Below are 11,598 nucleotides of genomic sequence, written 5' to 3'. Positions count from 1 at the left end.
GTTCCGCGGGACCGGCCGAACAGCCCGGCGACGGACCCGGCGCTCACGGCGAACCAGCCGGACGATCCGCGGGACCGGCCGAACAGCCCGGCGACGGACCCGGCCCTCGCGGCGAACCAGCCGGACGATCCGCGGGACCGGCCGAACAGCCCGTCGACGGACCCGGCGCTCACGGCGGACCGGCCGGGCGATCCGATGGGCGACCGGCCGGACGACCTGGCCGCGGACGCGGTGCTCGCGGCGGGCTGGGCTCGCGATCGGCTTGCCGCGGCGTTGGTCGAGCTGCGCGAGGCGGTCGAGGTCGCCTCCGGCGAGTGGTGGCAGCGCGCACTGCCCGCCGAGCGCGTGGCCCTCGCCGAACGCGACGGCCACCGTGCCCTCGCGCGCCTCGTCCGCCACCTCACCGCACCGACGCTGGCGGCATAGCGCGCGTGGGAGCGCCTGCGCCCGTGATTGCGTCCGTCCCCGCCCATCAGTCCCCCCAGCCCCGGGGCAGCCGGGGCCCGGAACACACAGCCCCCGGCGTGGGGCGGCAGTACAGGAGCGAGTGGGCAGAATGGGCGCGGAAGAACGGCCGGACGAAGGAGTGCTGAGCGTGGCCGAGGACATCGTCGCAGGGGTGCTGCGGCAATGGCAGCAGGTGCACCCCGGTCTCGACACCGGGCCGATGGCCGTGATCGGCCGGCTCAACCGCTGCTCCGCGCTGCTCCAGCAGGCGGTGGACGCGCCGCTCGCGCAGGAGGGACTGTCCCGGCCCGAATTCGACATCCTCGGCACCCTCCGGCGTACCGGGCGGGAACTCACCCCCGGCCAGCTCGCCCGCGAGACCTTCGCTTCGGGCGCCGCCGTGACCAAGCGGCTGCGCGTACTGGAGGAGCGCGGCCTGGTCGCGCGGCGCCCCGACGCGCGTGACCGCCGGGTCGCCCACCTCAGCCTCACCGAGCAGGGCGTGGAGCTGATCGACCGGCTGCTGCCCGATCAGCTGTCGTTCGAGTCCAGCCTGCTGTCCGGGCTGTCCGGTGAGGAGCTGGGGCACCTCTCCACGACCCTCTCCGACCTGCTGCTGCACCTGGAGGGCCGGCTGGGCACCCCGCGGGCCTGAACGACGATCACGCCCGCCGGTCAGCCGTCCCCCTCGGGGCGATCACCACCGCCGGACAGCCGCCCCCTCCTCGGGGCGATCACCACCGCCGGACAGCCGCCCCCTCCTCGGGACGCCCCCACTGGGCAGTCGCTCCCCTCGGGACGATCACCGGACGATCCCCCCACCGGATAGTCGCCGTCCTCGGGACGATCACCACCCCCGCCGTACCGCCGCCCGCCCCCGCTCCCCCGCCGCCCAGCAGGTCAGGTCGGGAGTGCAGGAGACGGTGTCGTACGAGCCGGTGTCGATCGTGCGCCAGGTGCGGCCGCCGTCCGCCGTGAGGTCGGTGCCGGTCGGGCCGACGGCCAGCGCGGCGCGCCGCGAGTACGGCAGCCAGGCCACGCCCGAGCGGTACGCGGGCGGCGGGGTGCTCGCCGTGCGCCAGGTCGCGCCCGCGTCGTCGGTGGTGGCGGCCGCGTCGGGCGACGCTTCGCCGGGGCGGTAATCGCCGCCGACGGCCAGCCCGTGGGCACGGTCGCGGAAGGCGAGGCCGAAGACGCCGCGGGCCGGGTCACCCGCCGGCAGCGGCATGGCGGTGGCGGTCCACGTACGGCCCCGGTCGGCGGAGTGCAGTACTCGCGCGGTGGCCGCGCCACCCGTGGCGAGCCACACGTCCCGGCCGCCGCCGGACCGGCCCCCTGCGCCGCTCCGCACCGTGACCAGGCACTGCCCCGATGCGGCGAAGGAGGCCTCGCCGGGCTGGGCCGCCGGCATGCCGGCCGACGGGAGGACCCGCCAGCTGCGGCCGCCGTCGCCCGTGGCGAGGATGCGGTACTTGCCGTCGACCGGGTCGCTCGCGGCGAGGCCGTGCCGGGTGTCGAAGAACGCCATGCAGTCGTAGAAGGCGCGCGGGTCGGTGTTGCGGAAGCTCTCCGTCCAGGTGTCGCCGCCGTCCTCGGTACGGAAGATCCGTGACGCCTCGCCCTCGCCGATCGCCAGCACCACGGCGCGGCGGCCGTCGAACGCCTCGACGTCCCGGAACTCCAGCCCGTCCGCGCCGGGCGGCGAGACGTTCCGCCAGGTCGCGCCGCCGTCGTGGGTCCGCAGCACGGTGCCTTCGGTGCCGGCCAGCCAGGCGGTACGCCGGCTGACGGCGGCGAGGCCCCGGAAGCGGGCGTCCGTACCCGTGTCCCGCGACGCCCAGCCGCCGGGGAGCGAGCCGGTGACGACGGTCCGCGCGTCGGGCGCGGGAGCGGCCCGGTGCTCCGCCGCCGCGGCCGGCACCGCCCCGCAGACGACCGCGGTCGCGGCGACCGCCAGCCGCGTGACCGGGCCCCGCCACCGCCCGCCCGAGCGCCGTACGCCTGCGTACTCCGCCGCTACGTACTCCGCCGCGTGTCCCATCCGCACCCCCGATTCCGGCGTGTCTCATCCGCCCGCCGATTCCCCTGCGTCTCGCGCGCCTGCGCGATCCGCAGGAACGTAGCCGAAGCCCGGACCCGGCGCCAGACGCCGAATCGCGGCGCGCTCCCCCGCTTCCTACAGTGAGCCGTAGGGCTCAGGGGCTTTTCCGCCAGTGAGGAGTGACCCATGGACCAGCAGGAGATCCTCTCGCGCATCTCGGCGATGGTGGAGACGGAGCGGGCGCTGCGTGACCGCATCGGCGCCGAGGAATCCGGCGGTGACGAGGAGCGCGCGCAGCTGGCCGCGCTGGAACGCGAGCTGAACCAGTGCTGGGACCTGCTGCGGCAGCGGCGCGCCAAGAGCGAGTTCGGGCAGAACCCGGACGAGGCGACCGTCCGCCCGTCGTCCCAGGTGGAGCAGTACCGGTCGTAGGGCGGGCCGGAGCTACGCAGCGGCTACGCATGTACTGCGACGCGCGCCGTCCGTTCTGCGTATCCGGTCGCCGTGCGGGCGCCTGCGCGCCTACTGAAGGCGGCCGAGCGTACGTCCGTCCGCCCCGGGCGGGTGGCGCGCATACGGGGGCCGCCCGGTGGGTGCGCGGCGCTTGCTGAGCGGCTGCTGCGGGGCTTCGGAGGGGCCGTAGCGGAACCGCGGGGCGCAGTTGCCCGCCCTTCCAGGAGCCCGTGACGCAGCTCACGCGGAAATCCGGTGCACTGCCGTAACGATGCCGCCGTCATAGATGTCGTAGAGGCAAGGAACCGCACCGGACACCAGGGAGCCGACGATGCCGGACATCATCGACCACGCTGTTCAGGCCGGCCTCATCGCGACGGAACCGCAGTCGCGCGCCGTCCTCGCTCGGCTGCGCTACAAGAGCAGCGATCCGTTCGCCGTCCAGGCGATCTTCCCGGCCTCGGCCTCTCTGGACGGCGCCGAGGTCAGGTGGACCTTCGGCCGGGAACTGCTGGCCGAGGGGATGCGCGGGCCGGCCGGGGACGGCGACGTGCATGCCTGGCCGTGCGGGCCGCGCCACACGATGCTGGAGTTCCACGCCGCCGAGGGCATGGCGATGGTCCGGTTCGCCGCCGCCGATCTGCGGCGTTTCCTGTCGAGTACGTACCTGGTGGTGCCCCGGGGCAGCGAGCCCCGCCACCTGGATGTGGACGCCGATCTGGCAGCACTGCTGCGCGAGGCCTGAGACGAGGTCTTGGACAGAGATCCGAGACGCGGTCCGCGATACGCGACACGGGTCAGGAACCCGGCACCCCGGGTGATCGTTCACCCTGTGTACCTGATATTCCGTACCTGGAGTCTGCAGCAGCACGGACATCCGAACCTGGCCGCCTACCCCACACACGACAGAGATCACCTGACATGACATAGATCACACACCTGTCACATGCACGCCTCACCCGGGCACTGCGTCTATCAGTGTGAGCCGTGCGCCGACCCGGCCATGCCCATGACCCCGACAGCCGCAAGGGAGCAGCCGCGATGCAGAGCGCCATCGACCAAGCCGTACAGGTCCGTCTGATCGCCACGGCGCCGGGAGCGCGTCCGGTGCCCGCCACCCTGCACTACCATCCGGCCGACCCGCTGGCCGTGCGGATGTCCTTCCCGCCGGAGATCTCGCTGGACGGCGCGGCGGTGGAGTGGGCGTTCGCACGCGAGCTCCTGTCCGAGGGGCTGCGCGGGAAGGCCGGCACCGGGGACGTACGGGTGCGTCCGCTGGGCGACGAACGCACGGTGCTGGAGCTGCACGTGGCGGACGGCGTCGCGATGGTGCAGATGAGTTCGGCGGACATCCGGCTCTTCCTGGCGCGGTCGTACGAGGCGGTGCCCGCCGGGGAGGAGCGGCTCGACGTGGACGGCGGCCTCGCGGAGCTGCTCGGCGAGGGCTGACCGACCGGCGTACGACGGGCGGGTCCACCGCCCCGCGCGAACCGCCCTGTCGCCGACCCGCGAACCGGCCCGTTGCCGCCCGCGCGGACCGCCCGTCACCGACCCGCACAGACCGTCTGTTACCGACCCGTCAAGAAACGTATTGATACTGGTCGCATGCCACGAGTACTGCTCATCGAGGACGACGCCGCTGTCCGGCACGGGGTCTCGCTCGCGCTGCGGCGGCGCGGGCATGAAGTGGCGGCCGCGGCCAGCGGCGAGGAGGGGCTGACCACGCTGCCGGCCTTCCGGCCGGACATCGTGCTGCTGGACCTGATGCTGCCGGGCAAGGACGGCTTCGAGGTGTGCCGCCGCATCAGGGCCGACCGGCAACTGCCGATCATCATGCTCACCGCGCGCGGCGACGACCTCGACGTGGTGCTCGGCCTGGAAGCGGGCGCGGACGACTACATCGTGAAGCCCGCACGCGGCGAGGTGCTGGAGGCCCGTATCCGGGCGGTGCTGCGGCGGACGGCGCCGCCGGCGTTCGACGACGGCGGGCCGCACGAGCCGGGGCCGGCGCCGGTGGAGGCGCACGGCGAACTGGTCGTGGACCGGGCGGGGCTGGTGGTGGCCAAGAACGGCCAGGATCTGGCGCTGGCCCCCTCGGAGATGAAGCTGCTGCTGTTCCTGTCGGCGGCGCCCGGCCAGGTGTTCAGCCGCCAGCAGCTGCTGGAGCACGTGTGGGAGCACAGCTACCACGGCGACGCCCGGTTGGTGGACGCGTGTGTGATGCGGCTCCGGACGAAGATCGAGGACACCCCGCGCAGCCCGCGGTACGTCCAGACGGTCCGCGGCTTCGGCTACCGCTTCGGCCCGCTGTGACGGGCTCCCGCGGCCGGGCCGGGCTGCGGCAGCTGCTGCGCGGCCTGCGGGCCCGGCTCGTCGTGGCGTTCCTGCTGGTCGCGGCCGTCAGCGCGCTGACCACCGCGGCGCTCACGTACCGCGAGGCCCGCAACGCGATCCTGGAACGCTCGCAGGACACCGCCATCAACGATCTGCGGGCGCAGATCAATTCGCTCGCGCCGGACCTGCCGGTGCCGCCGAGCCGCGCCGACCTGGACGAGTTCGCGCGGCAGCTGGACCGGTCGGGCAAGGCCCGGGACTGGGACGTCGAGGCCGACTACGAAGGCGTACCGGACAACGGCTCGGACGCGGTCGTGGCGGTGCCGAAGGAGCTGCGGGATTCCGTGGAGCGGCGGCACGTTCCGGCGTTCCAGCGGGTCGAGCGCGACGGCGAGCCGTGGCTGCTGATCGGCATGCCGGTCACCCGGGCGCACGACCGCGCGCCGTCGAAGCTCTCCGTCTACGCCCGGCTGCCGCTGCGCGCCGAGGAGGCCAACGTCGAGGAGCTGGTGAGCGCCGCGCGGCGGGGCGCGCTGCCGGTGCTGGCGCTGGCCCTCATCCCGGCGCTGTTCGCGGCGCGGGGCGTGCTGCGGCCCGTCCGCAAGCTGCGGCAGGCCGCCGGGCGGATCGCCGAGGGCAAGCTGGACACCCGGCTGGAGGTCAAGGGCGAGGACGAACTGGCCGAGCTGTCCCTCACGTTCAACGACATGGCAGCGCACTTGGAGGAGAACGTCGCCGAGCTGCGCCGCCTGGAGTCCAACTCGCGGCGGTTCGCCGCGGACGTCTCGCACGAGCTGCGCACGCCGCTGGCCGCGATGACCGCGGTGACGGACGTACTGGACGAGGACGCGGAGGCCGGTGGGCTGGACCCGGACACCGCGTCGGCGGTGCGGCTGATCAGCCAGGAGACCGGCAAGCTGGCCCGCATGGTGGAGGACCTGATGGAGGTCTCCCGGTTCGACGCGGGAGCCGCCGCGCTCCATCCGTACGAGGTGGACGTCGCCGAGGCGATCCGTAAGACGCTGCAGGCCAGGGCGTGGCAGGAGCGGGTGGCCGCGGAGCTGCCGACGGGCGTGCGGGCACGGCTGGACGCGCGCCGGCTGGACGTGGTGGTCGCCAACCTGGTCGGCAACGCGCTGCACCACGGGGGCGAGCCCGTCGCGGTACGGCTGCGCGCGCCGGTGGACGGCCGGCTGCTGATCGAGGTGGCGGACCAGGGCCCCGGCATCGATCCGGAGGTGCTCCCGCACGTCTTCGACCGCTTCTACAAGGCCGATTCCGCCCGCGCCCGGTCCGAGGGCAGCGGCCTGGGCCTGGCGATCGCGATGGAGAACGTACGGCTGCACGGCGGCACCCTGCGCGCCGCCAACGCGCCGGACGGCGGCGCGGTCTTCACCATCGACCTGCCTCTGCGCATGGACGGGACGGACGATCCGGAGGACGAGCTGGAAGGCGAGCCGGACCGGCCACACGCAACGGGCGCAACGGGCACGAAGAGCGCGAAGGGCTCGCCCCGCCCGACCGGCACGACTCGCCCGACCGGCACAACCAGCACATCCGGCACGACTCGCACGACCGACAGCGAGGAAGACGCATGAGCCGCCCCCCGAAAGCGCGCACCCGCACCGCGGTCGCCGTCCTCGCCGCGCTGCTGGCCGGTGCGCTCGCCGGCTGCGGCATCGAACCCAGCGACGTGATCGACGCCGGGGAGCCGGCCACCGGGCTGAAGTCGGACGGGCAGGCCCCCGCCGACGTGCAGCTGTTCTTCCTCGCGTCCACCGGGCTGCGGGCCGCGGCCCGGTCGGCGGATCACCCGGCCACCCCGCAGCGCGCCGTCGACCTGCTGCTCGCCGGGCCGAACACCGCCGAGCGGCAGCGGGGCCTGACGACCGCACTGCCGGACCTGCACGACAAGGTCACCGTCACCCCGCGGGACGGCCGCATCACGATCACCGTGCCGACCGACCCGGAGCGGCTGGACCAGCCCGCGCTCAGCCAGCTGGTGTGCACGGCGGCCAACGGGCAGGTGCCGGGCGGCCGGTCGCCGGAGGAGATCTCCGTGACGGTGCGCGGCAAGGACGTGGAGGTCGGCCCGCTGGTGTGCGGCGGCAACAACGCCTATCCGTACATCACGCCGCGGTCGGCCTCGCCGAGCCCCGCCACCCCGGCGGCCCCGCGGAGCACCCCCGAGCCGTCCTCGCGGTCCTGACCGGGCGGCCCGCTTCCTCTACGCTGCTCTCGGCGATCAATCCGGTCACCATGCCGATGGGGCAAGGGAGTTGCGGATGGTACGGCGGTCAGCGGCGCGCGGGAGAGCGGCCTCGGGAACGTACGACTACATCGTCGTCGGGGCGGGTTCGGCGGGCTGCGTGCTCGCGGCCCGGCTGTCCGAGGACCCGACGGTGCGGGTGGCGCTGGTCGAGGCGGGCGGCCCCGACCGCCGGCAGGAGGTCCGGATCCCCGCCGCCTTCCCGAAGCTGTTCAAGACGGCGTACGACTGGGACTTCAACACCACCGCGCAGCCCGCGCTGAACGAGCGGGAGCTGTACTGGCCGCGCGGCCGCACCCTCGGCGGCTCGTCCTCGCTGAACGCGATGATGTGGGTGCGCGGCCACCGCGCCGACTACGACGCGTGGGCGGCGACGGCCGGCGAGGAGTGGGGGTACGACCGGGTCGCCCGCTACTTCCGGCGGGCCGAGCGGTGGGCGGGCCCGCCGGCGCCGGCGCTCAATGCCGACACCGGGCAGCGGGCGCACGGCTCGGCCGGGCCGCTGTGGATCTCCCCCGCGCGTGACCTGCACCCGCTCTCGTCCGCCTTCCTCGACGCCTGCGTGGAGTCGGGCCTGCCGCGGCTGGCGGAGCTGAACGGCCCGGACCACGGCGGCTGCGCGGCCACCCCGCTGTCGCAGCGGCGCGGGCGGCGCTGGAGCACGGCCGACGGCTATCTGCGGCCCGCGCTGCGGCGCGCCAACCTCACGGTGCTCACGGACAGCGAGGCGCGCCGCGTCCTCTTCGACGAGGGCCGGGCCTGCGGGGTGGAGCTGGCGGACGGGGTGCTGCGGGCCCGCCGCGAAGTGCTGCTGAGCGCCGGGGCGATCGGCTCCCCGCAGCTGCTGCTGCGCTCGGGCGTCGGGGACGCCGACGACCTCAAGGCGCTGGGGATCGTGCCGGTGGCCGACCTGCCGGGGGTGGGACGCCATCTTGAGGACCATCTGTCGGTGCCGGTTCTGCGGTACGCGGTGGACCCGGTGACGCTGACCGGAGCGGACACCCCCGTCAACATCGCGCGCTATCTGGTGGCCCGGCGCGGACCGCTGACCTCGAACGTCGGCGAGGCCGTCGCGTTCATACGGAGCGAACCCGGACTGCCTGCGCCGGACCTGGAGCTGATCTTCGCGCCGGTGCCGTTCGTCCGGCACGGGCTGGAGCCGCCGGCCGAACACGGCGTGACCATCGGGGTCGTGCTGCTCCAGCCGGAGAGCCACGGCCGCATCACGCTCACGGATGCCGATCCGGCCGCGCCGCCGTGCATCGAGCCCGCGTACCTGAGCCGGCCGGCCGATCTGCGGCGCATGGTGGCGGGCGTGCGGTTCGCCGAGGAACTGTTCGACAACGCGGCGCTGCGCCCGCACGTCGGCGGGGCGCTGCCGCCGTGGCGGTCGAGCGAGGACGACGCCGGTACGGAGGACACGGTGCGGGCGCTGGCGGAGACGCTGTACCACCCGGTGGGCACCTGCCGGATGGGCACGGGCGACGACGCGGTGACCGACCCGGCGCTGCGGGTGCGGGGCGTGACGGGCCTGCGGGTGGTGGACGCGTCGGTCATGCCGCGCATCACCCGGGGCCACACCAACGCCCCCACCGTGATGATCGCCGAGCGCGCCGCCGATCTCATCCGGCACGGGGACGGCTGACGCGCGCCCCGGGCCCACGCCCTTCGGGTGGTCATCGGCCGGGCTCCGTCCTCGGGCGGCGTCCGTCATCGGCCGGGGTCCGCCGTCAGCCGGATCCGCAGGAAGCGCGGCCGGTAGAGCGACACGTCGTCGTTGACCGCGCCGGTGGCCGCGGTGCCGGGCGGGCCGAGGGTGTTGACGTCGTAACTGAGCAGCAGGCCGGAGCGGCCGGTGAACTCCGGGTGCGCCTGCGGGTTGTAGACGGCGGTGCGTTCGGCGGAGCCCGCGGGGTCGGGCGGCCGGGGCGGGGTGACCGATCCGTTCGGGCCGTGCCAGGGGCCCCGGGCCGAACAGGACCAGTAGCTGGTGAAGGTGGCCAGGCCGTGGCCGCCGCCACCCGCCGCGTCCATGGTGAACAGCACCCAGGTGCCGCCGTCCCGGACGACGGTGTAGGCGCTGCCCACGCCGCGCCGGCCGTCGTTGCGCAGGACGGGCGCGGCCCGCTCCGGGTCGGCCCGCCAGCCGTGGCCGTCCCAGTAGCGCCAGGCGCGCGCGTCGGCGAGGCGGCCGGTGGGGACACGGGCCACGTACGCCTGCCCGGCCGGCCGGTCCGCGGGGGCATCGTTGCCGTAGACGTAGGTGTGGCGCCCGTACGGTACGGCCGCCGTGCCGTACAGCACGCGGGTGCCGGGGTCTGCGGCCGGTGAGCGGTCGCCGACCGTGGTGACGCCTGCCGGCCGCAGCCCGGGCAGGGAGAGCGTGGCGACCTCGGTGGTGCGGGGCTCGCCGAAGAGCCAGGGGCCCTCGCCGGGGGCGCGGTTCCACAGCAGGACGCGGAGCACCCGTGCGGAGGAGCCGGGGGCGCGGGGTTCGACGCGTGCGGCCACCGGCCAGCGCCACGCCCCGGCCGGGCCCTGGGAGCGCGGCGGGTCGGGGAAGTATCCAGTGGGTCCGGCCGGGGTGCGGCGGATCAGCGTGTCGTACGGGCGCCCCGGACTCCCCCACAGGACGAGGGAGTTGCGGATCAGGCCGGGCGTGCCGCCGTCGGCCCGCGTGCGCCAGAAGTGCGGCTGTCCTTTGGGGTTGGGCGGCGGCTGGATACGGTCGAGGAAGGTGTCGGAGAAGAGCCAGAGGGTGCGGCCGTCGGGGAGGCGTACGGAGTGGGTGCCGTCGCCGCCGGTCCAGTCGTCCAGCCGGGAGTTGTCGTCACCGTAGCGGGCGAAGGCCCGGGTGAAGCGGGAGTCGGGGGTCCAGGAGGCGATCTTCCGAGCGGTGCAGGGGGCGGCGTTCCCGCCCGTCGGTACGGTGACGAGTACGGCGGTCACGACGGCCGCGGCGAGCAGCGCCGCCAGGACTGCGGTACGCCGGGACACCCGGCCGACGGGACTCCACATGCCCCGATCATGCCGCGCCGGAGCACGTACTTCGGTCAGTGATGTCCCTCGTGTCCCGGAACCGTGCCGTCCGGCTTGGCGACGAGCAGCATGCCGGCCATGCCCATGTCGGAGTGGCTCTGGACGTGGCAGTGGTACATCCAGGCGCCCGCGCCGACTCCCTCCCCCGCGAGGAACTGGAAGCCGAAGGAGTCGGCGGGGCCGGTGATCTTGTTGTCGATCACCCGGCTGGGGTCGTCCGGGCCCTCCAGCAGCCCCGTACGGTTGTCGGCCCAGCGGTGCCCGTGCACATGGAACGTGTGGTAGTACTCGCCGTGCGTGATCATGATGATCTCCACGCGGTCGCCGACGGTGACCTTGAAGTCGGGCCCCTTCGGCAGGTTGTTGATCGTCATGTCGTTGAAGACGATGGTGATCTGGCGCTCCGGGTCGGGCAGGATGTCGCCCTCCCTGCGCACCACGACCGGCCCGTAGAGGCCCTTGCGGATGCCGCCGGTGCCGTGCTCGGTGCCGACGACATGGTCGTGGTAGTGCCAGTAGCCCGCACTGCCCGGGCGCCAGGTGCCGTCCTTGCGTCTGCCGGGTTTGTGCGTGCGCCAGGTGTAGGTGCGGGTGCCGCCCGGCGCGATGTGGCTGCCGTTCATCTTCGTGCCGTCGCTGGCGGTGTCGTAGTCCACGCCGTGGACGTGCAGACTGGCCTCGATGTCCAGGGTGTTGGTGACTTCGATGTGCAGGGTGTCGCCCTCGGTCAGCTCGATGAGCGGCCCCGGGATGCTGGCCTTGCCCTTCTCCAGGCCGTATCCGAGCTGCCCGTCGGGGAGCTTCTCCATGTAGAGCTTGAGGTGCCTGACCTCACCGCCTGCGCCGGCCCTGCGTACGTTGCCGGCGGCCCTGGCGGGTGGCGCGGCGGCCGTGGCCCCCACGGCCAGACCGACCGCGCCGAGCGCCGCGGTGGCGGCCCCACCGGCGAACAGCCGACGGCTCAACGCCCCTTGCACAGCGGAAGTTCTGGCTTCCTCGGTCATCGTGCTCCCCT

General features: G+C 74.2%; 11 protein-coding genes and 1 pseudogene. 9 read left to right on the top strand and 3 right to left on the bottom strand.

What is annotated here, in order from left to right:
• Together ABZ840_RS19180 and ABZ840_RS19175 are read left to right on the top strand one after the other, a co-directional pair.
• A pseudogene (locus ABZ840_RS19180) lies at window positions 1–426 on the top strand (hypothetical protein); the annotation flags it as partial.
• Window positions 427–595: 169 nt separating this feature from the next.
• Window positions 596–1,102 carry a MarR family transcriptional regulator gene (locus tag ABZ840_RS19175; protein WP_361561144.1) on the top strand — a complete coding sequence of 169 codons (507 nt, stop codon included), beginning with the start codon at window positions 596–598 and terminating at the stop codon, window positions 1,100–1,102.
• A 192-nt stretch (window positions 1,103–1,294) separates the two neighbouring features.
• Here the strand turns inward: ABZ840_RS19175 and ABZ840_RS19170 are convergent, their stop codons facing one another.
• Complete coding sequence (locus ABZ840_RS19170) at window positions 1,295–2,488, bottom strand: oxidoreductase (protein ID WP_361561142.1); 1,194 nt, start codon at window positions 2,486–2,488, stop codon at window positions 1,295–1,297.
• A gap of 186 nt (window positions 2,489–2,674) precedes the next feature.
• Here ABZ840_RS19170 and ABZ840_RS19165 point away from each other — a divergent pair, with 186 nt between their 5' ends.
• The 7 genes from ABZ840_RS19165 to ABZ840_RS19135 all read left to right on the top strand — a co-directional run bounded on the left by ABZ840_RS19165 (window position 2,675) and on the right by ABZ840_RS19135 (window position 9,189).
• Window positions 2,675–2,920: a DUF2630 family protein gene (locus ABZ840_RS19165; protein WP_361561140.1), complete on the top strand. Its 246-nt coding sequence runs from the start codon at window positions 2,675–2,677 to the stop codon at window positions 2,918–2,920.
• A gap of 352 nt (window positions 2,921–3,272) precedes the next feature.
• A complete protein-coding gene (locus ABZ840_RS19160) occupies window positions 3,273–3,686 on the top strand; it encodes an SsgA family sporulation/cell division regulator (protein ID WP_361561139.1) in 414 nt (137 codons plus the stop codon).
• 296 nt (window positions 3,687–3,982) lie between these two features.
• Entirely contained in the window at window positions 3,983–4,390 is a 408-nt protein-coding gene (locus ABZ840_RS19155; RefSeq protein WP_361561137.1) for an SsgA family sporulation/cell division regulator, read from the top strand.
• Window positions 4,391–4,546: 156 nt separating this feature from the next.
• Window positions 4,547–5,254 carry a response regulator transcription factor gene (locus ABZ840_RS19150; protein WP_361561135.1) on the top strand — a complete coding sequence of 236 codons (708 nt, stop codon included), beginning with the start codon at window positions 4,547–4,549 and terminating at the stop codon, window positions 5,252–5,254.
• The gene (locus ABZ840_RS19145; protein ID WP_361561133.1) at window positions 5,251–6,873 is read left to right on the top strand and encodes an ATP-binding protein; all 1,623 of its coding nucleotides are present in this window, start codon (window positions 5,251–5,253) and stop codon (window positions 6,871–6,873) included. Before ABZ840_RS19150 ends, ABZ840_RS19145 begins: the two co-directional genes overlap by 4 nt.
• Window positions 6,870–7,484: a hypothetical protein gene (locus ABZ840_RS19140; RefSeq protein WP_361561131.1), complete on the top strand. Its 615-nt coding sequence runs from the start codon at window positions 6,870–6,872 to the stop codon at window positions 7,482–7,484. The genes ABZ840_RS19145 and ABZ840_RS19140 overlap by 4 nt, the downstream gene beginning before the upstream one ends.
• Window positions 7,485–7,560: 76 nt before the next feature.
• Window positions 7,561–9,189: a GMC family oxidoreductase N-terminal domain-containing protein gene (locus tag ABZ840_RS19135; protein WP_361561129.1), complete on the top strand. Its 1,629-nt coding sequence runs from the start codon at window positions 7,561–7,563 to the stop codon at window positions 9,187–9,189.
• A 65-nt stretch (window positions 9,190–9,254) separates the two neighbouring features.
• Here ABZ840_RS19135 and ABZ840_RS19130 read toward each other — a convergent pair whose 3' ends face one another.
• Together ABZ840_RS19130 and ABZ840_RS19125 are read right to left on the bottom strand one after the other, a co-directional pair.
• The gene (locus tag ABZ840_RS19130) at window positions 9,255–10,562 is read right to left on the bottom strand and encodes a DUF4185 domain-containing protein (protein WP_361561127.1); all 1,308 of its coding nucleotides are present in this window, start codon (window positions 10,560–10,562) and stop codon (window positions 9,255–9,257) included.
• 35 nt (window positions 10,563–10,597) lie between these two features.
• Window positions 10,598–11,587 carry a multicopper oxidase domain-containing protein gene (locus tag ABZ840_RS19125; protein WP_361561125.1) on the bottom strand — a complete coding sequence of 330 codons (990 nt, stop codon included), beginning with the start codon at window positions 11,585–11,587 and terminating at the stop codon, window positions 10,598–10,600.
• Between the last annotated feature and the right edge of the window lie 11 nt (window positions 11,588–11,598).

The organism is Streptomyces sp. NPDC047117 (genome assembly GCF_040643545.1).
In the GTDB taxonomy this organism is placed as follows: Bacteria; Actinomycetota; Actinomycetes; order Streptomycetales; family Streptomycetaceae; genus Streptomyces.
Note: the sequence above shows the minus strand (reverse complement) of the source record. Positions and strands in the feature narration are given on the sequence as shown.

What these genes read in the sequence shown, in the direction of transcription:
- ABZ840_RS19165 (WP_361561140.1), top strand. Translation starts at nt 2,675, where the DNA reads ATGGACCAGCAGGAGATCCTCTCGCGCATCTCGGCGATGGTGGAGACG.
- ABZ840_RS19125 (WP_361561125.1), bottom strand. Translation starts at nt 11,587, where the DNA reads ATGACCGAGGAAGCCAGAACTTCCGCTGTGCAAGGGGCGTTGAGCCGT.
- ABZ840_RS19130 (WP_361561127.1), bottom strand. Translation starts at nt 10,562, where the DNA reads ATGTGGAGTCCCGTCGGCCGGGTGTCCCGGCGTACCGCAGTCCTGGCG.
- ABZ840_RS19135 (WP_361561129.1), top strand. Translation starts at nt 7,561, where the DNA reads ATGGTACGGCGGTCAGCGGCGCGCGGGAGAGCGGCCTCGGGAACGTAC.
- ABZ840_RS19140 (WP_361561131.1), top strand. Translation starts at nt 6,870, where the DNA reads ATGAGCCGCCCCCCGAAAGCGCGCACCCGCACCGCGGTCGCCGTCCTC.
- ABZ840_RS19155 (WP_361561137.1), top strand. Translation starts at nt 3,983, where the DNA reads ATGCAGAGCGCCATCGACCAAGCCGTACAGGTCCGTCTGATCGCCACG.
- ABZ840_RS19150 (WP_361561135.1), top strand. Translation starts at nt 4,547, where the DNA reads ATGCCACGAGTACTGCTCATCGAGGACGACGCCGCTGTCCGGCACGGG.
- ABZ840_RS19170 (WP_361561142.1), bottom strand. Translation starts at nt 2,488, where the DNA reads ATGGGACACGCGGCGGAGTACGTAGCGGCGGAGTACGCAGGCGTACGG.
- ABZ840_RS19160 (WP_361561139.1), top strand. Translation starts at nt 3,273, where the DNA reads ATGCCGGACATCATCGACCACGCTGTTCAGGCCGGCCTCATCGCGACG.